Annotated in this window: 23 protein-coding genes; 9 read left to right on the top strand and 14 right to left on the bottom strand. The window is 71.2% G+C overall.

The genetic code is table 11. The features are described from left to right. Window positions 1-2: 2 nt before the first annotated feature. The 3 genes from AB0G32_RS11605 (at window position 3) to AB0G32_RS11595 (ending at window position 3,044) form a co-directional block, all read left to right on the top strand. A complete protein-coding gene (locus tag AB0G32_RS11605) occupies window positions 3-773 on the top strand; it encodes an ABC transporter permease (protein ID WP_361161565.1) in 771 nt (256 codons plus the stop codon). A 139-nt stretch (window positions 774-912) separates the two neighbouring features. Then, a complete protein-coding gene (locus AB0G32_RS11600) occupies window positions 913-2,187 on the top strand; it encodes an ATP-binding cassette domain-containing protein (RefSeq protein WP_361161564.1) in 1,275 nt (424 codons plus the stop codon). Next, complete coding sequence (locus tag AB0G32_RS11595) at window positions 2,184-3,044, top strand: ABC transporter permease subunit (protein WP_361161562.1); 861 nt, start codon at window positions 2,184-2,186, stop codon at window positions 3,042-3,044. The genes AB0G32_RS11600 and AB0G32_RS11595 overlap by 4 nt, the downstream gene beginning before the upstream one ends. A gap of 15 nt (window positions 3,045-3,059) precedes the next feature. On the opposite strand, the gene AB0G32_RS11590 is transcribed toward AB0G32_RS11595, so the two are convergent. Continuing rightward, window positions 3,060-3,392, bottom strand: a complete 333-nt coding sequence (locus AB0G32_RS11590) for an ATP/GTP-binding protein (RefSeq protein WP_361161560.1) — start codon at window positions 3,390-3,392, stop codon at window positions 3,060-3,062. Window positions 3,393-3,650: 258 nt separating this feature from the next. Here AB0G32_RS11590 and AB0G32_RS11585 point away from each other — a divergent pair, with 258 nt between their 5' ends. After that, window positions 3,651-4,679 carry an LLM class flavin-dependent oxidoreductase gene (locus AB0G32_RS11585; protein WP_361161558.1) on the top strand — a complete coding sequence of 343 codons (1,029 nt, stop codon included), beginning with the start codon at window positions 3,651-3,653 and terminating at the stop codon, window positions 4,677-4,679. Window positions 4,680-4,755: 76 nt separating this feature from the next. On the opposite strand, the gene AB0G32_RS11580 is transcribed toward AB0G32_RS11585, so the two are convergent. After that, a complete protein-coding gene (locus tag AB0G32_RS11580) occupies window positions 4,756-5,148 on the bottom strand; it encodes an SCO5389 family protein (RefSeq protein WP_361161556.1) in 393 nt (130 codons plus the stop codon). Between the two features lie 281 nt (window positions 5,149-5,429). Between AB0G32_RS11580 and nucS the strand changes: the two genes are divergently transcribed. Next, a complete protein-coding gene (gene nucS, locus AB0G32_RS11575) occupies window positions 5,430-6,101 on the top strand; it encodes an endonuclease NucS (protein WP_361161554.1) in 672 nt (223 codons plus the stop codon). Window positions 6,102-6,196: 95 nt separating this feature from the next. Here nucS and AB0G32_RS11570 read toward each other — a convergent pair whose 3' ends face one another. From AB0G32_RS11570 to AB0G32_RS11555, 4 genes are all read right to left on the bottom strand, one after another. Next, window positions 6,197-8,824: an ATP-binding protein gene (locus tag AB0G32_RS11570; RefSeq protein ID WP_361161552.1), complete on the bottom strand. Its 2,628-nt coding sequence runs from the start codon at window positions 8,822-8,824 to the stop codon at window positions 6,197-6,199. A 306-nt stretch (window positions 8,825-9,130) separates the two neighbouring features. Then, window positions 9,131-9,454, bottom strand: coding sequence for an STAS domain-containing protein (locus AB0G32_RS11565; protein WP_029382901.1), 324 nt, complete (start codon window positions 9,452-9,454; stop codon window positions 9,131-9,133). 185 nt (window positions 9,455-9,639) lie between these two features. After that, on the bottom strand, window positions 9,640-10,488 hold the full coding sequence (locus tag AB0G32_RS11560; RefSeq protein ID WP_361161550.1) for a 3-hydroxyacyl-CoA dehydrogenase family protein: 849 nt from the start codon (window positions 10,486-10,488) through the stop codon (window positions 9,640-9,642). A 124-nt stretch (window positions 10,489-10,612) separates the two neighbouring features. Further along, the gene (locus AB0G32_RS11555; protein WP_361161548.1) at window positions 10,613-11,254 is read right to left on the bottom strand and encodes a TetR/AcrR family transcriptional regulator; all 642 of its coding nucleotides are present in this window, start codon (window positions 11,252-11,254) and stop codon (window positions 10,613-10,615) included. 79 nt (window positions 11,255-11,333) lie between these two features. On the opposite strand from AB0G32_RS11555, the gene AB0G32_RS11550 reads away from it, so the two are divergent. The 4 genes from AB0G32_RS11550 to AB0G32_RS11535 all read left to right on the top strand — a co-directional run bounded on the left by AB0G32_RS11550 (window position 11,334) and on the right by AB0G32_RS11535 (window position 15,470). Then, window positions 11,334-12,119: an ATP-binding cassette domain-containing protein gene (locus tag AB0G32_RS11550; RefSeq protein WP_361161546.1), complete on the top strand. Its 786-nt coding sequence runs from the start codon at window positions 11,334-11,336 to the stop codon at window positions 12,117-12,119. Between the two features lie 19 nt (window positions 12,120-12,138). Beyond that, window positions 12,139-12,888: an ABC transporter permease gene (locus AB0G32_RS11545; RefSeq protein ID WP_361161544.1), complete on the top strand. Its 750-nt coding sequence runs from the start codon at window positions 12,139-12,141 to the stop codon at window positions 12,886-12,888. A 13-nt stretch (window positions 12,889-12,901) separates the two neighbouring features. Further along, window positions 12,902-13,474, top strand: a complete 573-nt coding sequence (locus AB0G32_RS11540; protein WP_361161542.1) for a cob(I)yrinic acid a,c-diamide adenosyltransferase — start codon at window positions 12,902-12,904, stop codon at window positions 13,472-13,474. A gap of 169 nt (window positions 13,475-13,643) precedes the next feature. Further along, window positions 13,644-15,470 carry a glycoside hydrolase family 18 chitinase gene (locus AB0G32_RS11535; RefSeq protein ID WP_361161540.1) on the top strand — a complete coding sequence of 609 codons (1,827 nt, stop codon included), beginning with the start codon at window positions 13,644-13,646 and terminating at the stop codon, window positions 15,468-15,470. 58 nt (window positions 15,471-15,528) lie between these two features. Here AB0G32_RS11535 and AB0G32_RS11530 read toward each other — a convergent pair whose 3' ends face one another. The 8 genes from AB0G32_RS11530 to atpE all read right to left on the bottom strand — a co-directional run bounded on the left by AB0G32_RS11530 (window position 15,529) and on the right by atpE (window position 22,360). Continuing rightward, a complete protein-coding gene (locus tag AB0G32_RS11530; protein ID WP_361161538.1) occupies window positions 15,529-15,975 on the bottom strand; it encodes a DUF2550 domain-containing protein in 447 nt (148 codons plus the stop codon). Between the two features lie 129 nt (window positions 15,976-16,104). Further along, a complete protein-coding gene (locus tag AB0G32_RS11525) occupies window positions 16,105-16,479 on the bottom strand; it encodes a F0F1 ATP synthase subunit epsilon (protein WP_361161536.1) in 375 nt (124 codons plus the stop codon). A gap of 121 nt (window positions 16,480-16,600) precedes the next feature. Continuing rightward, window positions 16,601-18,037 (bottom strand): F0F1 ATP synthase subunit beta, encoded by a 1,437-nt coding sequence (gene atpD, locus AB0G32_RS11520; protein ID WP_361161534.1) that lies wholly within the window; start codon window positions 18,035-18,037, stop codon window positions 16,601-16,603. Further along, window positions 18,037-18,954, bottom strand: a complete 918-nt coding sequence (locus AB0G32_RS11515) for a F0F1 ATP synthase subunit gamma (protein ID WP_361161532.1) — start codon at window positions 18,952-18,954, stop codon at window positions 18,037-18,039. Before AB0G32_RS11515 ends, atpD begins: the two co-directional genes overlap by 1 nt. A gap of 20 nt (window positions 18,955-18,974) precedes the next feature. After that, the gene (gene atpA, locus AB0G32_RS11510; protein WP_361161530.1) at window positions 18,975-20,567 is read right to left on the bottom strand and encodes a F0F1 ATP synthase subunit alpha; all 1,593 of its coding nucleotides are present in this window, start codon (window positions 20,565-20,567) and stop codon (window positions 18,975-18,977) included. A 163-nt stretch (window positions 20,568-20,730) separates the two neighbouring features. Beyond that, a complete protein-coding gene (locus tag AB0G32_RS11505) occupies window positions 20,731-21,546 on the bottom strand; it encodes a F0F1 ATP synthase subunit delta (RefSeq protein WP_361161528.1) in 816 nt (271 codons plus the stop codon). Next, window positions 21,543-22,088 carry a F0F1 ATP synthase subunit B gene (locus AB0G32_RS11500; RefSeq protein ID WP_361161526.1) on the bottom strand — a complete coding sequence of 182 codons (546 nt, stop codon included), beginning with the start codon at window positions 22,086-22,088 and terminating at the stop codon, window positions 21,543-21,545. The genes AB0G32_RS11505 and AB0G32_RS11500 overlap by 4 nt, the downstream gene beginning before the upstream one ends. 41 nt (window positions 22,089-22,129) lie before the next feature. Further along, a complete protein-coding gene (atpE, locus tag AB0G32_RS11495; protein WP_024884520.1) occupies window positions 22,130-22,360 on the bottom strand; it encodes an ATP synthase F0 subunit C in 231 nt (76 codons plus the stop codon). Between the last annotated feature and the right edge of the window lie 61 nt (window positions 22,361-22,421).

Genomic DNA, 22,421 nt, shown 5'->3' with positions numbered 1-22,421 from the left:
GCATGGCCGCGACACAGGTGGTCCGGTCCGAGTGGACCAAGATCCGGTCGGTCGCCTCCACGGTGTGGACGCTGGGGCTGGCCGTGGTCGTCACCATCGCCCTGGGCATGCTGATCTCGGCACTGTCCAAGAGCGAGTACGACAACATGAGCGAGCGCAGCCGGCTCACCTTCGATCCGACGTTCATCAGCTTCGCCGGCATGAGCCTCGGTCAGCTCGCGATGATCGTGTTCGGGGTGCTGGTGGTGGCCAACGAGTACAGCAGCGGCATGATCCGCACCTCGCTGGCCGCCGTACCGCAGCGCGGCACCTTCCTGTTCAGCAAGATCGCGGTGGCCACCCTGCTGGCCCTGGTGATCTCGATGGCCACCAGCTTCGCCGCGTTCTTCCTCGGGCAGGCGATGCTCGGCGACCTGAAGGCGTCCATCGGCGACGACGGGGTGCTGCGCGCGGTGCTCGGCGGCGGCCTCTACATGACGCTGATCGCGGTGTTCTCGATGGGGGTGGCCGCGATGCTGCGCTCGCCGATGCTGTCGCTGGGCATCCTGATGCCGTTCTTCTTCCTCATCTCCAACATCCTGGGCAGCGTCGACGTGACCAAGAAGGTCGGGCAGTTCCTGCCGGACCAGGCCGGCAGCAAGATCATGGAGGTGGTCCCGCCGCTCGACGACGACACCCCCTACGGGCCGTGGGGCGGCCTGGGCATCATGGTGCTCTGGGTGATCGCGGCCCTGGTCGGCGGGTACGTGGTGCTGAAGCGGCGGGACGCCTGAGGCGGGACGGGGCGGGGCGTGATCCGGGAGGCGGCTGAATCCGCCCGGATTTGAACGGAACCGTCAGTGCCTGGATAAGCTCCTAACTCTTACGGGGGCGTGCGCCCCGCTGTCCTGATCCTTTCGATGGGTGCGGAGCATGATCGAGGCTGTCGGCCTGACCAAGCGCTACGGCGACAAGACCGCTGTGTACGACCTGTCCTTCCAGGTGCGTCCCGGGACGGTCACCGGTTTCCTCGGGCCGAACGGCTCGGGCAAGTCCACGACGATGCGGATGATCCTCGGTCTGGACAACCCCACCGCGGGACACGTGACGATCGGCGGTTTCCCCTACCGCAAGCTGCCCAACGCCCCCCGTCAGGTCGGCGCGCTGCTCGACGCCAAGGCGGTGCACGGCGGCCGGGCCGCCCGCAGCCATCTGCTGAGCCTCGCCCAGCTCTCCGGCATTCCGGCCCGCCGGGTCGACGAGGTGCTCGGTGTGGTCGGCCTCCAGGACGTCGCCAAGCGGCGCTTCAAGGGCTTCTCGCTCGGTATGGGACAGCGGCTCGGCATCGCCGCCGCGCTGCTCGGCGACCCGCAGGTGCTGCTCTTCGACGAGCCGGTCAACGGCCTCGACCCGGAGGGCATCCTGTGGGTGCGCAACCTGATGAAGGCGCTCGCCGCCGAGGGCCGGACCGTCTTCGTCTCCTCGCACCTGATGAGCGAGATGGCGCTGACCGCCGACCACCTGATCGTCATCGGGCGCGGCCGGCTGATGGCCGACATGAGCGTGACGGACTTCATCTCGGCCAACTCCGCCGACTTCGCGCGGGTCCGCACCCCCGACACCGAGCCGCAACTGCGCGAGAAGCTCTCCTCGGCGCTCACCGAGGCGGGCGGCCATGTGCTGCCGGAGCAGGACGGCGCGCTGCGGGTGACCGGGCTGCCGCTCCCCCGCATCAGCGACGTCGCGCACGAGAGCGACGTACGGCTGTGGGAGCTGTCGCCGCACCAGGCGTCGCTGGAGGAGGCGTACATGCGGATGACGCAGGGTGCCGTCGACTACCGCTCGACCGCCGACGCGAAGGCCGGGCTCCAGCAGCCGCTGCCGCCCGGTGCGCAGCCCCCGATGCCGGTGCCCGGGCAGGGCCAGCCCGGCTGGTACGCGCCGCCGGCCCAGCCGGCCGGGCCGCCGTTCCCGCCGCCCGGCCAGCGCCCCGGGGTCCCGGGCGCCGGCCCGGGCGCGCCCCTCGCACCGCCCGCCGCGCCGCCGGCCAACCCGTACGCCCAGCCCGCGCCCCAGGCGCCGCAGCCGCCGCCGGCCGCCCCGGGGCCGGTCCCTGGGCAGCCCGCCCCCGCCACGCCCGCTCCCTCCGCGCCCGCTCCCTCCCCCGCGCCCGCCCCCTCCCCGACCGAGCCCGAGGACGCCCGATGAGCACGCCCCAGCCCCCGATGCCGCAGGCCGCACCCGACCGGTGGGCGGCGCCCGGTCCGGCGTACGCCGGTTACACCTCCCCGATCCCGGTCGTACGGGCCAACCTGTCGCACGCCGTCGCCTCCGAGTGGACGAAGATCCGCTCGGTCCGCTCGACGCTGTGGACGCTCGGGGTGTTCGTGCTGCTGGTGGTCGGCATCGGGCTGCTGGCCGGCGCGGTGGTGGCCGGCAACAGCAGCGACGTGTCCGGCAACCCGCTGCAACTGGGCTTCTTCGGTCTGCTGCTGGGCAGCATGTGCCTGATGTCGCTCGGCGTGCTGACCACCGCGTCGGAGTACGGCACCGGTCTGATCCGCACCACCATGACCGCCTGCCCCAGCCGCGGCCGGGTGCTGGCCGCCAAGGGCCTGGTGTTCTTCCTGGTCTCGTTCGTGGTGACGCTGGTCTCCACCGCGCTCGTCGGCTTCGCGCACGTGGCGATGGTGGGCGGGGCGGCGGACCCCACCGGGCAGGACTGGCTCAAGGCCACCGTCGGCGTCTCGTTCTACATGGCGCTGCTCGGCCTGCTCTCGCTCGCCGTCGGTTCGATCATCCGGCACTCGGCGGGCGCCATCACCATCATGATCGGCCTGTTGCTGGCGCCGCTGGTGGTCGCGCTGTTCATGTTCTCGGAGTCGCTGGCGGACGTGCAGCAGTTCCTGCTGGAGTACTCGATCCCCAACCAGCTCAGCATCTTCTACGCCAACTCGCTGTCCGACTCCGGCCCGTCCGGCTGGGACCCGCTGTGGATCGTGCTCGGCGTCACGGTCGTGGTCTACGGCGCCGCGTTCGCGCTGCTCGAGCGGCGCGACGTCTGACCCCGGGCAACGGCCTCAGAACCGCGGCGCGTTGCGGGACCGCTGCACCCGTGTGGTGCGGCGGTCCTTCGCGTTCCAGCAGGACTTGTGCCAGTGCCGGCGGTCGTCGACGCCCGCGTGGTCCGGCCAGGCCACCACGTGCGGGACGCCGTCCGGGATCATCTGGTCGCAGCCCGGGCAGCGGTAGGACTTGCCCTGCGCGCTCGCGCCCGCCACGTGCCGCACGTACCAGTCCTCGCCCTGCCAGCTCTCGGCGGACTGCCAGCCGCCGTAGCGGCCGGGACGGTCCTCCTCGACGCTGCGGCCGGACGAACCGGCTCCCTTGGGTCGGTTGCGACGCGGGGACACAGGACACCTCACGGGGCTATACGGGGAAGTACGTACCGTAACCAGCCTACGCGGGCGCGACAGGGGGTACGCGTACGGCGCCCGGGGCGGCGGGAGATCCGCACCGGGGGTGTTCCGGGCGCCGTCGGCACCCTGCCGGACGGCCCATTCGGCAGACAATCCGCAAATCTCCTCGCCCGGCCGTGTCCTCGGCACGTGTCAAGCGGTTATGCCCTGTGGGGGAGCTCCGTGTCGGAGCCAAGGAAGCAGGAAAGAACGATGCGCGTAGGTAGTTTCGTGCTGGCGGCCCAGTTCCCGGGGCAGGGCCAGGGGGAGGCACTGCACCGGGCGGTCCGCTCGGCCGAGGTCGCCGAGGAGGCCGGGCTGGACGCGGCCTGGCTGGCCGAGCACCACTTCGTGCCGTACGGCACCTGTCCGTCGGCGGTGACGCTGGCCGCCCTGCTGCTCGGCCGCACCCGCCGGCTGCGGGTCGGTACGGCGGTCAGCGTGCTGCCCACGGCCCATCCGGTGGCCCTCGGCGAGCAGGCCGCGCTGCTGCACGTGACCAGTGGCGGCCGGTTCTCGCTGGGCGTGGGCCGCGGCGGCCCCTGGGTCGACCTGGAGGTCTTCGGCGCGGGCCTCGCGGCGTACGAGGAGGGGTTCCCGGAATCCCTGGACCTGCTGCTGCGCTGGCTGCGGGAACCGGCGGTCGGCGCCATAGGGGAACGCTTCCAGTTCCGCGAGGTGCCGGTCGTGCCGCGCCCCTCGGAGGCGCTCAGCGAGGCGGACGGCCCCGAGGTCGTCGTCGCCTGCACCTCACCGGCGAGTGTCCGGCTGGCCGCCGAGCGGGGGCTGCCGATGCTGCTCGGGATGCATGTCGGCGACGAGGAGAAGGCCGAGATGGTCGCCCTGTGGCAGCGCCGCGCGCGAGCGGCCGGCCGGTCCGCCGAGGAGATCCGGTCCGCCGCCCATGTCTCGGCCGGCGTCTGCCAGATCGCCGACCGGCGCACCGACGCCTCGGAGACGCTGGCCAAGGCGATGCCCGGCTGGCTGCGGCAGGGACTCGGCGCCCATGTCACGGTCGACGGCCGTCCCCGCCGGATGCGCGACCCGCTCGCCTACACCGAACTGCTCTCGGGCCTGCACCCGGTGGGCACCCCCCGGCTGTGCGCCGACCGGCTCACCGCGACCAGCGAACGCACCGGCGTCACCCGCTTCGCCCTGCTGGTGGAGGGCTCCGGCGACCTCACGGCCACCGAGGAGAACGTACGGCGGCTCGGCGCGGAGGTGCTCCCGCAGCTCCGCTGACCGACCGCGGAGAGCTTGCCGCTCCGGTACAACCCGCACCTCCCGCGTACGGAGCGGCAAGCCGACGAATCCGGCGTCAGCAGTCGCGCAGTTCGGGCGACTGGTTCAGCAACTGGTTGCGCACCGAGGTGAACCGGGCCAGCGTGGCGTCCACCGCGGGATCGGTCGGGAAGACCGCCACCCGGTGGCAGTTCTGGAAGGCCAGCCGGACCCCGAAGTGCCGTTGCAGGGCGCCGCGTATCGCGTCACTCGCGAGCACACGCAGCAGCTGGCCGCGTGCCTGCTCGTCCGGCGGAGGCGTCTGGTTGTCGGCGAACTCGCCGCCGTCGACCTTCAGCTGTGCCACCAGGGAGCTGATCATCTCCCACGCGTAGGGCAGGGAGGTCCGGACGCAGTCGACGAAGGCCGCTTCGTCGACCTCGCCTCGCTCGGCCTGTTCGAGTAGGGCCGGTGAGACGTCGAGCGACATGAGTACTCCTCTCGCACCCCCGACCAGCAGGGGTTGCCGGACAGTAAAAGGGAGTCCGCGACATCGAACACGCTGTGTACTCAACTCGCGACCTCCCGTTGAATACCGTAAGCACCCCGGCGGGGCGGCACCAGGAGAATGCCCGGATGCGCGGATTCCTGTAGGCGCACAATCGGCCAGTGCGCAAGGTGGGGTCTATGGGAGAAGTGGGACGGACCGCACACCGCCTCCGCGGGGTGCGAATCGCGCCGGGGCGGGCGCGTCGAGTAGCGTTGCCGACCATGCGTCTCGTCATTGCCCGCTGCTCCGTGGACTACGCCGGGCGGCTCACCGCGCACCTGCCCTCGGCGCCCCGCCTGATCCTGGTCAAGGCGGACGGCAGCGTCTCGATCCACGCCGACGACCGGGCCTACAAGCCCCTGAACTGGATGTCGCCGCCGTGCGCCCTGAAGGAGGGCACGGGCGACGAGGCGGGCGTGTGGACCGTCGTCAACAAGGCGGGTGAGAAGCTCATCATCACGATGGAGGAGATCCTGCACGACTCCTCGCACGAACTGGGCGTGGACCCCGGCCTGATCAAGGACGGTGTGGAAGCGCACCTCCAGGAACTGCTCGCCGACCGCATCGAGACCCTCGGCGCCGGCTACACCCTGATCCGCCGCGAGTACCCGACGGCCATCGGGCCGGTGGACATCCTGTGCCGGGACGCCGACGGGAAGACCGTCGCCGTGGAGATCAAGCGGCGCGGCGAGATCGACGGCGTGGAACAGCTCACCCGCTACCTCGACCTGCTCAACCGCGATCCCCATCTCGCCCCGGTGCGCGGCGTCTTCGCCGCCCAGGAGATCAAGCCGCAGGCCCGGGTGCTGGCCACCGACCGGGGCATCGGCTGCCAGGTGCTGGACTACGACGCGCTGCGCGGCATCGAGGACGACAAACTGCGGCTGTTCTAGGCGGCGGTACGCGCGGCGGTACGCGGCGGTACGCCGAAAGGGCCGGGAGAGATCCCGGCCCTTTCGCTTGGGTTCCTCAGATCAGCCTGGGTTCCTCAGATCAGCTGCGGCGACACCGAGCCCGAACCGGACCGCGTACCGCTCGCGCCGGTCCCCGGCGCGCTCGTGGTGGCGCTGGTGGTGGTCGTCGGTCCGCCGGCCGAGTCGGAGGTCTCCGGGGTGGTCTCCGGGTCCGAGGTCTCCGGCGGCGGCTCGGAGGTCTCCGGCGGCTGGGACGTCTCCGGCGGCTCGGAGGTCTCCGGCGGCTCCGAGGTCTTGGGCGGCTGCGAGGTCGGCGGCTTGGAGGTCGCGGGCGGCTTCGTCGACGTCGACGGGTCGTCCGGACCGTCCGAGCCGCTCGGCCCGCGGCTGCCGCTCGGGTCGTCCGAAGGCGTCCCGGTGCCGGTGGGCGTCGGATCGTCGGAGGTGCCGGGCGTGCCGTCGGGGCCGGGGTCGGTGCTGCCGGCGCCGGCCGCGCCGGGCTCCCCGGCGTCGTCGCCGCCCTCGTCGGCGGGCCGGTCGGCGCCCAGGCCGCCGTCGTCGACGCCCTGGCTGGCCGACGGGTTGACGCCGACCTGGTCCGAGGGGTCGCCGCCCTCGCCGTCGGAGGTGGCGCCGAGCGTGACGACCGTACCGAGCACCGCGACCAGCAGGGCGCCGGCGCCGGCCGCGACCAGGTTGCGCCGGGCGAAGCCCTTGAGGCCGCCGCGCGCCTTGCGGGACGGCCCCTTGCGCGCGCCGGCCGGACCGGCCGCACCGCGGTTGACCACGGTCGGGGCGTACGGGGTCGGCTGGAGCGGCGGGAACGGCGCCGGGACCCCGGCGGGCGGCGACGCCGACTCCTCGTGCCGGGCGTCGGGCACCTCCTCCCCCGCGGTCGGTCCGAACGCGGCCGCGGCGGCGGCGATCCCCAGCGGACCGGCCGCGAGCGCGCCGAGGCCCGGGGTGTCGCCGGAGCGGTCGGCGACCAGCGCGAGGGCCCGCCGGCCGGCCACGGTGCCGCGCTTGTCGGCGGCGGCGCCGCGCAGTCCGACGGACGCCTCCAGTTCGGCGCGGGCCCGGTCGAGCTGGTCCTCGCACAGCGCGAGGACGCCCAGCTCGTGGTGGAAGTAGGCCTGTTCGGCGACGTCGCCGGCGAGCCGGCTGGCCTCGCTGCCGGAGCGCAGGGCCCGCTCCCAGGCGCCCCAGTGCAGTCCGGCGGCGAACGCGGGCGCCGCCGCGCGGGCCAGCCGGACGGCCGGGCTCTCCTCGTCCTCGCCGGTCTCGGGGTCCCGGCCGGGCGGAGTCGCGGCCGGCGCCAGCACGGCCAGGGCGGCCAGTACGGCGTCGGCCTCGGCGCAGACCCGTTCCGGGGTGACCGAGGGGTGCCCGGCCCACCAGGCGTAGTGCTGGGCGGCTTCCAGCAGCCGCCCGGCGGCGGTCTCGCCGTACCCGGCGGCCTCCAGCTGGGTCAGCACCCCGGCGGCGAGCCGGTAGCGGGAGCCGACCGGGGAGACCAGGCCGCAGGCGGCCAGCTCGCCGAGGGCGGCGTCCGCGTGCGTGTCGCCCGCCAGCGCCGGCAGATGCGCCTGGTGCGGCACCTCGCCACCGAGGGCGACGGCGAACTCCAGGGCGGCGCGGGCCGAGCCGCTGAGCCGCGAGGCGAGCAGCGGCGCGGGCGCGGCGGCCTCCCCGAGGGACGGCAGCGGTACGTCGTCGGCGGCGGCCGGGTCGTTGGGGGTGGCGTCCTCGGGGGCGGCGTCGGTGAACACGCCGAACTCGTCGACCGCGTCGGCGCCGGCCCGCAGCCGGTCGCGGCGCCGCAGCAGCGCGCCGGCCTGGACGAAGCGCAGCGGCAGGCCCTCGGACTCGAACCAGAGGTCGCCGGCCCAGTTGGCCTCCTCCTCGGTGAGCGGCCGGCCGGCGGCGCGCTCCAGCAGGGCGACGCCGTCGGCGCGGTCCAGGCCGGTGAGGAAGACCTCCTCGACGGCCGCGTCGGCCGAGGGGGCGGCGACCTCTGGGGTGGCGGCGATCAGGAAGGCGCACTCGGGGGTGGCGTCCAGCAGGTCGTCGAGGGCGGCGCCGCCGAACTCGGCGTCGTCCAGGACGACGACCGCGCCGATCTCCCGGACGTACCCGAGGAGTTCCTCGCGCGCCGGGCGGTGCAGGGGGGCCTGGTGGACGGCGTGGAAGAGGTCGTGCAGCAGGTCGTCGGCCGAGCGGCGGAAGCCGCTGAGGCGGACCACGCCGTCGGGGGCCAGGTCGGCGCAGTCCTCGGCGACCCGGTCCAGGAGGCTGGTGCGGCCGGAGCCGCCGGGGCCGGTGAGGCGGACCGAACGGCCGCGGGCCAGCAGCCGCACCAGGCGGTCCCGCTCGTCCTGGCGGGCCAGCAGCGGCAGCGCGGGCAGCGCCGGGCCGGGCGGCACCGGCGGCCGGCCGGCCCGTTCCGCCTCGGCGCGTTCGGCGGCGGTCAGCTTGCGCGGGCGCTCGGGGCGCTCGCCCGGAGGGCAGACCTCGATCTCGCTGCCGTCGACCGGGTTGACGGTGAGCAGGAAGTCGCCGGCGACCAGTTGCACCGTGCGGGCCAGCGCGGGCGCGGACTGGCCGAAGTCGGGTGTGAGGGGGTCCCTGGGCGGGCGTGGGCGCGGCGCGTCGCCGTCGCCGTCATGGCCGTACTCCGCAGGTCCCCGGCTGTTCGGGTCCATAGGTTCAAGCCCCCCAAAAGCGTCGTGTGCTTCGGTCACCGGTCGGGACCACCCTCCCGGCCTTGCCGCACACCGCGCTGTCGCTTCTGGTCCGGGCCCGCCAGTGGGTGAAACAAGGCAGCGGGCAGCCAGACCCTAAACCGTAGTCCAGTATCTCCGACAGTCCGGGGTACCGCCTCGTCCGAGACGTCACAGTCTCGTGAGGATTGCGTATGTCGTGCGGTTCGGCGGCGGCTGTCCCCTCTCGCCCGGCGCTCGGAGCCCGGCGCTTGGAGCCCGGCGCTCGGAGCCCGCCGGTCCGCCGGGTCACACCCGGGGCAGCGTCTCCACCCCGATGCCGCCCTCGATCGCCAGGATGCGGTGCAGCCGGGTGGCCACCAGCAGGCGCTGCATCTGCGGCGGTACGCCGCGCAGCACCAGGCGCCGGCCGCAGCGGCCGGCCCGCCGGTGGGCTCCCATGATCACGCCTAGTCCGGTGGCGTCCCAGGAGTCCAGTTCGGACAGGTCGAGCACCAGGTCGCCGGCTCCGTCGTCGACGGCCGAGTGCAGGACCGTACGGGCGTCCGCCGCGCTGCGGACGTCGAGGCGGCCCCCGACGACCAGCTCGGCGTGGTCGCCCCTGATGTGCATATGCGCTCCCCGTGCGTGCGTCTCGTGCTCCGCGGTGTGGTCTCGTACCGGTGGTCGGTGTGCTCGATGTGCCGTGAAGGTGATGCAACCTCTGACTGTGTGCAACGCGTCGTGGTTGCCACCTGTGAGCCAACCGATACCGAATTCACTCCGGCGTGTGACGTTCACCGGAGCGAGGGCAGGGCTCAGTGCTTGTAGAAGCCCTGCCCGCTCTTGCGTCCGATGTCACCGGCGTCCACCATCCGGCGCATCAGCTCCGGCGGGGCGAACTTCTCGTCCTGTGACTCCGTGTAGATGTTGCTGGTGGCGTGCAGCAGGATGTCCACGCCGGTCAGGTCGGCGGTGGCCAGCGGGCCCATGGCGTGGCCGAAGCCCAGCTTGCAGGCCAGGTCGATGTCCTCGGCGGTGGCGACGCCGGACTCGTAGAGCTTGGCGGCCTCGACCACGAGGGCGGAGATGAGCCGGGTGGTGACGAACCCGGCGACGTCCCGGTTGACGACGACGCAGGTCTTGCCGGCCGACTCGGCGAACTCCCGGGCGGCGGCGAGGGTTTCGTCGCTCGTCTTGTGACCCCGCACCAGCTCGCACAGCTGCATCATCGGCACCGGCGAGAAGAAGTGCGTGCCGACCACCCGCTCCGGGCGGTCCGTCACGGCCGCGATCTTGGTGATCGGAATGGCGGAGGTGTTGGAGGCGAGGATCGCCCCGTCCTGCACCAGCTTGTCCAGGGCCCGGAAGATCTCGTGCTTGACCTCGAGCCGCTCGAACACGGCCTCGACGACGACATCCGCGTCCGCGACGGCGTCCAGCTCGGTGGTCGCGGTGATCCGGGCGAGCGCGGCGTCGGCGTCGTGCGCCTCGAGCTTCCCCTTGGCGACGAACTTGTCGTACGACGCCTTGATGGACCCGGTACCGCGCCGCAGCGCCTCGTCGGTGACATCGCGCAGCACCACGTCCCAGCCCGCCTGCGCGGAGACCTGGGCGATACCGGCCCCCATGAGGCCGGCTCCGATGACGGCGAGCTTCCGTGCCACTGTGCGACTCCCCTGGATGCGGGTGCTTTTGTCTCTCCGGCGGAGATTAGCGGGCGTGCGGGGCCCTGTGACCGGTAAGTAACGCGCGTCACGTCTCACATGACGGACATCACACCATGGTGGGTCACGCGGCGCCTCGTACGGCGTAGTTGAGCACCTTCTCGCCCAACAGGTCCGCCATCTCGTCCAGGACGGACAGCATCTCCCGGGAGACCCCGGAGGGGGTGCCGCCCGCCAGCATGCGCTGTCCGATCCCGGCCATGACCGTGCTGTGCAGCCAGCTGATCTGACCGGCGATCAGTCCGGGCAGCGGGTCGTGCTCCGCGGCGCCGGTCTCCTCCCGCAGGGTCTGTTCGAGGTCGACGACGACCTCCTGGCCGATGGCCCACATCCGGGAGCGCAGCGCGGGCGAGTCGTGCACCACCCGCATGAACGCCGCGTAGCCGTCCATCAGGCCGACCCGGGGCGACACCGACTCGACCTCCTCGCGCAGCTCGCGCAGGACCGCCGCGGCGGCCGACTCGCCGGCCCGCCGGCCCCGCACCCAGCGGGAGAGCCGGTCCACGACCCCCCGGGAGCGGTCGAGGAAGAGGTCCTCCTTGGCCGGGAAGTAGTTGTACACGGTGTTGACCGAGACGTCGGCGGCCTGCGCGACCTCCGCGACGGTGACGGCGTCGAAGCCGCGCCCGATGAACAGACCGGTGGCGACATCGGAGATGTACTGCCTGGTCTGCCGCTTCTTCCGTTCCCTGAGTCCCTCGGCCACAGCGCCATCCTAGCTTCGCTGGTGCGGATGAAAAGTTGGAGGCATTGCAATTTTGGGGTGCCTCTGTTTTTCTGTCGGCATGGCAATCATCAGTACGGCCGGACTGGCGCGTACCTTCCGGACGAAACGCGGCCCCGTGGCGGCCGTGCGCGGCATCGACCTGACCGTCCGCGAGGGCGAGATCCTCGGCTTCCTCGGCCCGAACGGCGCCGGCAAGACCACCACCCTGCGGATGCTGACCACCCTGCTGGCGCCGACCGGCGGCGCGGCCACGGTGGCCGGGTGCGACCTGGCCGGCGATCCGGCCGGGGTCCGCGCGGCCTGCGGGTACGTGGCGCAGTCCGGCGGCGTCGACCCGCAGATCTCGGTACGGGAGGAGCTCGTCACCCAGGGCCGCCTCTACCGCCTGACCAGGGCGCGGGCGGCCGAGCGCGCCGCGGAACTCGCCCGCGACCTCGGCCTGGCCGAGCTGCTCGACCGCAGGTGCGGCGCGCTCTCCGGCGGTCAGCGGCGGCGCCTGGACATCGCGATGGCGCTCACCCACCGCCCGAAGGTGCTCTTCCTCGACGAGCCGACCACCGGCCTGGACCCCGGCAGCCGGGCCGGCCTGTGGGACCTGGTGCGCCGGCTGCGCGACGAGTACGGCACGACCGTCTTCCTGACCACGCACTACCTCGACGAGGCCGACGCCCTCTCCGACCGGCTGGTCGTGGTCGACCAGGGAGTGGTCGCCGCCGAGGGCACCCCGTCCGCGCTGAAGCTGAAGTACGGCGGCTCCCTGGACGCCTCGCTCCAGGACACCTTCCTCGCCGTCACCGGCCGCGGCCCCGCGTCCGCCGCCGACCCCGCCCCCGTAGCCGTCTAGAGCCCCGAGGACCCTTCCCATGCTTGTGCACGACACCGCTGTCGTCTACGGCCGCTATGCCCGCCAGTCGCTGCGCTCCCGGTTCGCGCTGCTCTTCGGGGTGCTGATGCCGATGCTGTACCTGCTCTTCTTCGGCCCGCTGCTGACCGGGCTGCCGCTGGGCGGGCGGGGTGACTCCTGGCAGGTGCTGGTGCCCGGCCTGCTGCTGCAACTCGCCCTGTTCGGCGCCTCGTTCGCCGGTTTCATGGTGGTGCTGGAGAAGAGCACCGGGGTGCTCGACCGGATGCGGGTGACGCCGGTGAGCCGGCTGGCGCTGCTGCTGGGCCGGGTGCTGCGGGACGCCACGCTGTTCGTCTTCCAGGCGGTGCTGCTGGTGCTGGCCGCGCTGGCGATGGGCCTCCGGGCCCCGCTGCCCGGCGTGCTGATCGGCTTCGCGTTCGTCGCGCTGCTCACGGTCGCGCTCGCCGCGCTGTCGTACACGCTGGCGATGAAGGTGAGCAGCCCGCAGGAGTTCGGGCCCACGGTCAACGCGCTGACCATGCCGTCGATGCTGCTGTCCGGCCTGATGCTGCCGATGGCGCTCGGCCCCGCCTGGCTGGACGTGCTGTCCCACCTGATGCCGCTGCGCTATCTGGTGGACGCGGTGCGGGACGCCTACGTCGGCTCGTACGCCACCGCGCACATGCTGTACGGCGTTCTGGTCGCCGTCGCCTTCGCCGCGCTGGCGGTGGCGGCGGGCACGCGTGTGTTCCGTACCGAGGGCGCGTAACTACGCTGGGCACATGGTCAACCTGACGCGCATCTACACCAGGACCGGCGACCAGGGCAGCACCGCCCTCGGGGACATGAGCCGGGTGCCCAAGACCGATCTCCGGATCGCGGCCTACGCCGACGCCAACGAGGCCAACGCGGTGCTCGGTACGGCGATCGCGCTGGGGGCGCTGGAGGAGGAGGTCGTGAAGGTCCTCGTACGGGTGCAGAACGACCTGTTCGACGTGGGCGCGGACCTGTCGACGCCGGTGGTGCGGGACCCGGCGTACCCACCGCTGCGGGTCGAGCAGTTCTACGTCGACCGGCTGGAGGCGGACTGCGACCGCTACCTCGCCGAGCTGGAGAAGCTGCGCTCCTTCATCCTCCCCGGCGGCACGCCCGGTGCCGCCCTGCTGCACCAGGCGTGCACGGTGGTCCGGCGGGCCGAGCGGTCCACCTGGGCGGCGCTCGACGCGCACGGCGAGACGATGAACCCGCTCACCGCGACCTACCTCAACCGCCTCTCCGATCTGCTGTTCATCCTGGCCCGGTACGCCAACAAGGAGACCGGGGACGTGCTGTGGGTGCCGGGCGGGGAGCGGTAGCACAGCGGCCGCCGCGGCCGGGGAGTTTGGTGATGAGTGTTTAAAAGGCACCTCTCCGGCCAGTGGTCCAGACCTATTGACCTATGGTCCAGACCTTTCTATTCTCGCGGCACTGCGGGCCTGTCGGTCAGGCATGCCCACGACATCACCCATACAAGGGAGGCGCACCGTGCGCTTCAGACACAGAGCCGCGGCCCTGCTCGCGACCCTCGCACTCCCCCTCACCGGACTCGTCGCCCTCGCCGCCCCCGCACAGGCGGCCACCGCGGCGACCGCCACCTACACCAAGGCCTCGGACTGGGGCACCGGCTTCGAGGGCAAGTGGACGGTGAAGAACACCGGCACCACCTCCCTCAGCTCCTGGACCGTCGAGTGGGACTTCCCCTCCGGCACCTCCGTCACCTCCGCCTGGGACGCCGACGTCACCTCCGCCGGCACCCACTGGACCGCCAAGAACAAGTCGTACAACGGGACGCTCGCCCCCGGCGCCTCGGTCTCCTTCGGCTTCAACGGCGCCGGCACCGGCTCCCCCACCGCCTGCAAGCTCAACGGCGGCTCCTGCGACGGCACCTCGGTGCCGGGCGACGCGGCCCCCTCCGCCCCGGGCACCCCGACCGCCTCCGCCATCACCGACACCTCGGTGAAACTGTCCTGGTCGGCGGCGACCGACAACAACGGGATCAAGAACTACGACGTGCTGCGCGACGGCAGTAAGGTCGCCACGGTGACCGGCACCACCTACACCGACACCGGCCTGACCAAGGGCACCGCCTACTCCTACAGCGTGCAGGCCCGGGACACCGCCGACCAGACCGGCCCGGCCAGCGGCGCGGTCAAGGTCACCACCACCGGCGGCGGCTCCACCGACCCCGGCACCCCGGCCGGCAAGGTCAACCTCGGCTACTTCACCGAGTGGGGCGTCTACGGCCGCAACTACCACGTCAAGAACCTGGTGACCTCGGGCTCCGCCTCGAAGATCACCCACATCAACTACGCGTTCGGCAACGTGAAGAACGGCCAGTGCACGGTCGACGACACCTTCGCCGCCTACGAGAAGGCGTACACCGCCGACCAGTCCGTCAGCGGCACCGCCGACACCTGGGACCAGCCGCTGCGCGGCAACTTCAACCAGCTGCGGCAGCTGAAGGCGAAGTACCCGAACATCAAGATCCTGTACTCCTTCGGCGGCTGGACCTACTCCGGCGGCTTCGGGCAGGCCGCGCAGAACGCCGCCGCGTTCGCCAAGTCCTGCAAGGCCGTCGTGGAGGACCCGCGCTGGGCCGATGTCTTCGACGGCATCGACATCGACTGGGAGTACCCGAACGCCTGCGGCCTGACCTGCGACACCTCGGGCGCCGCGGCCCTCAAGAACCTCACCGGCGCGCTGCGCACCGAGTTCGGCGACGACTACCTGATCACCGCCGCGATCACCGCCGACGGCTCCTCCGGCGGCAAGCTCGACGCGGCCGACTACGGCGGCGCCGCGCAGTACCTCGACTGGTACAACGTGATGACCTACGACTACTTCGGCGCCTGGGCGACCACCGGCCCGACCGCCCCGCACTCCCCGCTGACCTCGTACTCCGGCATCCCGACCGCCGGCTTCAACAGCGCGGACGCGATCGCCAAGCTGAAGGCCAAGGGCGTCCCGTCGTCGAAGCTGCTGCTCGGCATCGGGTTCTACGGCCGCGGCTGGACCGGCGTCACCCAGGACGCCCCCGGCGGCACCGCGACCGGCGCGGCACCCGGCACCTACGAGGCCGGCATCGAGGACTACAAGGTGCTGAAGACCTCCTGCCCGGCCACCGGCACCGTGGCCGGCACGGCGTACGCGCACTGCGGCACCCAGTGGTGGTCCTACGACACCCCGGCGACCATCGCCGGGAAGATGAGCTGGGCCAAGAGCCAGGGCCTGGGCGGCGCGTTCTTCTGGGAGTTCAGCGGCGACACCAGCAACGGCGAGCTGGTCAGCGCGATCAGCAGCGGTCTCCAGTAACTCGGATCAGGCTACGTTGACGCTCCCCCAGACTTCGTCCGGGGGAGAGTGAATGTGGCTACGCCACATTCACTCGCTGACCGGGCGGGGCTGCCTCCAGCCACGCGAGGAATCCGGTCAGCGCGTCATCGCTCATCGCCAGTTCAAGACGGGCCCCGCGGTGCAGACACGCGAGGACCACGGCGTCGGAGAGCAGCGCCAGCTCCTCCTCGCCGTCCGGGAGCCGGCGCCCGGCCACCTCGATCGAGCCGCGCTCCAGCACCCGGCGCGGGCGGGGCGAGTACGAGAAGACCCGGTACCACTCGACGCGATCGCCGTTGTACCGGGCCACTCCGTACGCCCATCCCTTGCCGTCACCGCCGCCCTCTTTGGGGGCGTCCCAGCGCAGCGAGCAGTCGAAGGTGCCGCCCGAGCGCTGGATCAGCCGGCGGCGCAGGCCGAAGACGAAGAGTCCCACCGCCACGACGGCGATGACGATTCCGCACACAGTCAGAGCGAGGACCACCGGCACCGACCTCCTCGTCTCCTAGGTAACGGAACGTAAAAAACATCCACATCTGCCTCAGCCGCGGCCGGGTCCGGATCGCTCCGGTCCCAGCCGCGGCTGAGTCACGTCATAGCACGGCGCCCAGGCTCAGCGCGCCGATGCCGCCCGCAGTCGGACATCCGCGCGACGCTCGGCGGAGGCGTCGCCCTCCGCCTTGGCGCGCTCCAGTTCCCGCTCCGCGCTCTGGACGTCGATCTCGTCCGACAGCTCGGCGATCTCGGCCAGCAACGACAGCTTGTCGTCGGCGAACGAGATGAAACCGCCGTGCACCGCGGCGACGACCGTCCCGCCGTCACTCGTACGGATGGTCACCGGGCCCGACTCCAGCACACCGAGCAGCGGCTGGTGACCGGGCATGACGCCGATGTCGCCGGACGTGGTGCGCGCGACGACCAGGGTGGCCTCGCCGGACCAGACCTCTCGGTCGGCCGCGACCAGCGCGACGTGCAGCTCAGCAGCCAAGGTGGCTCCTCGGGTCACCACCCGGCGGGTGCGCCGGGTGTTGGTTACAAGTCTAAGGGGCGTGAGTGAGGGGGCGGGACGCGCCCGCCCCCTCACTCATTCACTCACGCGGAAACCGGGGTCAGGAGACGCCCAGCTCCTTCGCGTTCTTCTTCAGGTCCTCGATGCCACCGCACAGGAAGAACGCCTGCTCCGGGAAGTGGTCGTACTCTCCGTCGCAGATCGCGTTGAACGCGGCGATCGACTCGTCCAGCGACACGTCGGAGCCGTCCACACCGGTGAACTGCTTGGCGACGTGCGTGTTCTGGGACAGGAAGCGCTCCACGCGGCGGGCCCGCTGGACGACCAGCTTGTCCTCCTCGCCGAGCTCGTCGATGCCGAGGATCGCGATGATGTCCTGGAGGTCCTTGTACTTCTGCAGGATGTTCTTCACACGCATGGCCGTGTTGTAGTGCTCGGCCGTGATGTAGCGCGGGTCGAGGATGCGGGACGTGGAGTCCAGCGGGTCCACGGCCGGGTAGATGCCCTTCTCCGAGATCGGACGGGAGAGCACCGTCGTCGCGTCGAGGTGGGCGAAGGTGGTGGCCGGGGCCGGGTCGGTCAGGTCGTCCGCGGGGACGTAGATCGCCTGCATCGAGGTGATCGAGTGACCGCGGGTCGAGGTGATGCGCTCCTGGAGGAGACCCATCTCGTCGGCCAGGTTCGGCTGGTAGCCCACCGCGGAGGGCATCCGGCCGAGCAGGGTCGAGACCTCGGAACCGGCCTGCGTGAAGCGGAAGATGTTGTCGATGAAGAACAGCACGTCCTGCTTCTGGACGTCACGGAAGTACTCGGCCATGGTGAGGCCGGCCAGCGCGACGCGCAGACGGGTGCCCGGCGGCTCGTCCATCTGACCGAAGACCAGCGCGGTCTTGTCGATGACGCCGGACTCCGCCATCTCCTCGATCAGGTCGTTGCCCTCACGGGTGCGCTCGCCGACACCGGCGAACACGGAGACACCGTCGTGGTTGTTGGCGACGCGGTAGATCATCTCCTGGATGAGCACCGTCTTGCCGACGCCGGCGCCGCCGAACAGGCCGATCTTGCCGCCCTTGACGTACGGGGTCAGCAGGTCGATGACCTTGACGCCGGTCTCGAACATCTCGGTCTTCGACTCGAGCTCGTCGAAGTTCGGGGCCTTGCGGTGGATGGTCCAGCGCTCGCCCGAGTACGTCTCGTCGGAGTTCAGCACCTCACCGAGGGTGTTGAACACCTTGCCCTTGGTGAAGTCGCCGACCGGGACGGAGATGCCCGTGCCGGTGTCGGTGACCGGGGCCTGGCGGACCAGGCCGTCGGTGGGCTGCATCGAGATGGTGCGGACCAGGCCGTCACCCAGGTGCTGGGCGACCTCCAGGGTCAGCGTCTTCTTCTCGCCCGCGTTCGCCGGGTCGGCGATCTCGACGTGCAGGGCGTTGTAGATCTCCGGCATCGCGTCGACGGGGAACTCCACGTCGACGACCGGGCCGATGACCCGGGCGACGCGGCCCGTGGCAACGGCCGTCTCAACAGTGGTCGTCATTACTTGTCACTCCCCGCGGTCGCGTCGGCCAGGGCGCTGGCGCCACCGACGATCTCGCTGATTTCCTGGGTGATTTCGGCCTGGCGGGCCGCGTTGGCAAGTCGGGAGAGCGTGTTGATCAGCTCACCCGCGTTGTCGGTGGCCGACTTCATCGCGCGCCGCGTGGCGGCGTGCTTGGAGGCGGCCGACTGGAGCATCGCGTTGTAGATCCGGCTCTCGACGTACCGCGGCAGCAGCGCGTCGAGAACGTCCTCGGCGGACGGCTCGAAGTCGTACAGCGGAAGGATCTCGTCCTTCTTCGCCGACTCCTGGGCCACCTCGTCGAGACGCAGCGGCAGCAGCTGGCTGCCGACCGCGGTCTGCGTCATCATCGACACGAACTCCGTGTAGACGATGTGGAGTTCGTCCACGCCGCCGTCCGCGGTGTCCTTCTCGATGGCCTCGATGAGCGGGGCCGCGACCTGCTTGGCGTCCGCGTACGAGGGCTCGTCGGTGAAGCCGGTGAACGACTCCGCGATCGGGCGCTCACGGAAGTTGTAGTGGGCGACACCCCGGCGGCCGACGATGTAGACGACGACCTCCCGGCCTTCGCGCTCCAGCCGCTCGGTGAGCCGCTCCGCCTGCTTGATGGCGTTGGAGTTGAAGGCACCGGCCAGCCCACGGTCGCTCGTCAGCAGCAGCACCGCTGAGCGGGTGACCGTCTCGGCCTGGGTGGTCAGCGGGTGCTTGGTGTTCGAACCCGTACCGACCGCCGTGACCGCCCGGGTGAGCTCGGTCGCGTACGGCGTGGAGGCCGCCACCTTGCGCTGCGCCTTGACGACGCGCGAGGCGGCGATCATCTCCATCGCCTTGGTGATCTTCTTGGTCGCGGTGACGGATCGGATGCGACGCTTGTAGACCCGGAGCTGGGCTCCCATGAGTCAGGTCCTTCCTTACGTCACTTGGCGGCAGCGGCCGGAGCGTCCTCGCCGAGCAGCTTGCCGTCCGAGGTCTCGAACTGCTTCTTGAACTCCACGATGGCGTCGCTGATGGCCTGGATGGTGTCGTCGGACATCTTGCCGCCCTCCTTGATGGAGGTCATCAGGCCCTGCTCCTTGCGGTGCAGGTGCTCGAGGAGCTCCTTCTCGAAGCGGCGGATGTCGGCGACCGGGACGTCGTCCATCCTGCCGGTGGTACCGGCCCACACGGAGACGACCTGGTCCTCGGTCGGCATCGGCTGGTACTGAGCCTGCTTGAGCAGCTCGACCAGGCGCTGACCGCGCTCCAGCTGGGACTTGGACGCGGCGTCCAGGTCGGAACCGAAGGCGGCGAACGCCTCCAGCTCGCGGTACTGGGCGAGGTCCAGGCGCAGCCGGCCGGAGACCTGCTTCATCGCCTTGTGCTGCGCGGAACCACCGACTCGGGAGACGGAGATACCGACGTTCAGCGCGGGGCGCTGACCGGCGTTGAACAGGTCCGACTCCAGGAAGCACTGGCCGTCGGTGATGGAGATGACGTTGGTCGGGATGAACGCCGAGACGTCGTTGGCCTTGGTCTCGACGATCGGCAGACCGGTCATCGAGCCGGCACCCATGTCGTCGGAGAGCTTGGCGCAGCGCTCAAGGAGACGGGAGTGCAGGTAGAAGACGTCACCCGGGTAGGCCTCGCGCCCCGGCGGGCGGCGCAGCAGCAGGGAGACGGCGCGGTAGGCGTCGGCCTGCTTCGACAGGTCGTCGAAGATGATCAGGACGTGCTTGCCCTCGTACATCCACTGCTGGCCGATGGCCGAGCCGGTGTACGGCGCCAGGTACTTGAAGCCGGCCGGGTCGGAGGCCGGGGCGGCGACGATGGTGGTGTACTCCAGCGCGCCGGCCTCTTCCAGGGCGCCCCGCACGGAGGCGATGGTCGAGCCCTTCTGGCCGATGGCGACGTACACGCAGCGGACCTGCTTGTTCGGGTCGCCCGAGCGCCAGTTGTCGCGCTGGTTGATGATCGTGTCGACGGCCAGCGCGGTCTTGCCGGTCTGGCGGTCACCGATGATCAGCTGACGCTGGCCGCGGCCGACCGGGGTCATGGCGTCGACGGCCTTGTAGCCGGTCTCCATCGGCTCGTGCACCGACTTGCGCTGCATGACCGTGGGGGCCTGCAGCTCAAGGGCGCGGCGACCGCTGGTCTCGATCTCGCCGAGGCCGTCGATCGGGTTGCCGAGGGGGTCGACCACGCGGCCGAGGTAGCCCTCGCCGACCGCGACGGAGAGGACCTCTCCGGTGCGGGTGACCGGCTGGCCCTCCTCGATGCCGCTGAACTCGCCGAGGACGATGGCACCGATCTCGCGCTCTTCGAGGTTGAGCGCGAGGCCGAGGGTGCCGTCCTCGAACTTCAGCAGTTCGTTGGCCATGGCCGAGGGAAGACCCTCGACCCTCGCGATGCCGTCGCCGGCAAGGGTGACCGTACCGACCTCCTCGCGCGAGGCCGCGTCCGGCTGGTACGACTGGACGAAGGTCTCCAGTGCGTCCCGGATCTCCTCCGGCCGGATCGTGAGCTCCGCCATCTGGGTTCCCTGCTCTCCTTGTTGGGCCCGAAGTTTCACTTTGGGGGGATGTCTCAAGACTCCGGACTCCCCCCTGAACGAGGTGAATCCTCTGCACGGCCCAACCGGGCCGTAGGTACACGTACGTACTGCTCGTACTGCTCGTACTGCTATGAAGTTGCGGTCAGCCCGCCAGTCGGCGGCCGGCCTCGGCGAGGCGGTCGGCGATGGAGCCGTTGATGACCTCGTCACCGACCCGCACCTGGAGCCCGCCGAGGACCTCGGGGTCCACGTCGAGGTTGAGGTGCATCGGGCGGCCGTAGAGCTTCGCGAGGGCGGCGCCGAGGCGCTGCTTGTGCGAGTCGCTCAGCGGGACCGCCGAGGTGACGACGGCGACCATGCGGTTGCGACGGTCGGCGGCGAGCTTGGACAGGGACTCGAGGCCCGTCTCCAGGCTACGTCCTCGCGCCGCGGTCACAAGGCGCGTGACCAGCCGCTCGGTGACCGGATTGGCCCTGCCCCCGAGCAGGCTGTGCAGCAGCGCGCTCTTGGCGGAGACGGTGGCCTTGCGGTCGGTCAGCGCGGCCCGCAGCCCGGTGTCCGAGCCGACGATCCGGCCGAAGCGGAACAGCTCGTCCTCGACGTCGTCGAGGCTGCCGTTCTTCTCGGCGGCGGTCAGGTCGGCGGTGTCCGCCAGTTCCTCCAGGGCGTCCACCAGGTCGCGGGACTGCGACCAGCGGGAGCGCACCAGGCCGGCCACCAGGTCGGCGGCGGTGCCGCTGACCTGGCCGCCGAGCAGGCGCTGGACCAGTTGGGCCTTGGCCTCGCCGGTCTGCGCCGGGTCGGTGAGGACCCGACGCAGGCCCACCTCGCGGTGGAGCAGCGCGGTGACGGAGGCCAGCTCGTCGGCGAGCGAGCCGGCGTCCACGGACGTGGAGTCCGTCAGCGCGTCGAGACGCTCGCGTGCGGCGGCCAGGGCCTCGCGGCTCGCTCCGTTCATCGCGCCGCCTCGGCCTTCTCCTCGAGGTCACCGAGGAAGCGGTCGATGACGCGGCTCTGGCGGGCGTGGTCCTCCAGGGACTCACCGACCAGCTTGCCGGCCAGCTCCGTGGCCAGCTTGCCGACGTCCTGCCGCAGCGCGGACGCGGCGGCCTTGCGGTCGGCCTCGATCTGGGCGTGACCGGCGGCGATGATTTCCTCACGCTGCCGCTGGCCTTCCGCGCGCATCTCGGCGATGAGCGTGGCGCCCTGCTCCTGCGCCTCCTGGCGCAGTCGCGCGGCTTCATGCCGGGCCTCGGCGAGCTGTGCCTTGTACTGCTCGAGGACGCTCTGGGCCTCGGTCTGCGCGGCCTCGGCCTTCTCGATACCGCCCTCGATGGCCTCGCGACGCTCGTCCAGAACCTTGTTGATGTTCGGGAGGAGCTTCCAGGCGAGGAAGCCGAAGACGATGACGAAGGCGATCAGGCCGATGACAAGCTCGGGGATCGGCGGGACGAGGGGATTCTCCATCTCCTCGGCCGCCACCGTGAGCAGCTGGCTCATGTAAGTGCCTTTCGTCTAGTCGGCTGGAAGTTGATCCGTGATCACTTGCCGTAGACGAACGGCATGACCAGACCGATCAGGGCGAGCGCCTCACAGAAGGCGAAGCCGAGGATCTGGTTGGCGCGGATCAGGCCGGCCGCCTCGGGCTGACGGGCCAGGGCCTGGGTGCCGTTACCGAAGATGATGCCGACGCCGACGCCGGGGCCGATGGCAGCAAGGCCGTAACCGATGGAGCCGAGCGAGCCGGAAACAGCGGCAAGGGTCTGGGACATGCCAGTTCTTCCTTTTCTTTACGGACCGGTGGGGGTTGGCCACCGGACGATCAGGGGTGGG

It is taken from the genome of Streptomyces sp. NPDC023723 (genome assembly GCF_040639815.1).
GTDB lineage: Bacteria > Actinomycetota > Actinomycetes > Streptomycetales > Streptomycetaceae > Streptomyces.
Note: the sequence above shows the minus strand (reverse complement) of the source record. Positions and strands in the feature narration are given on the sequence as shown.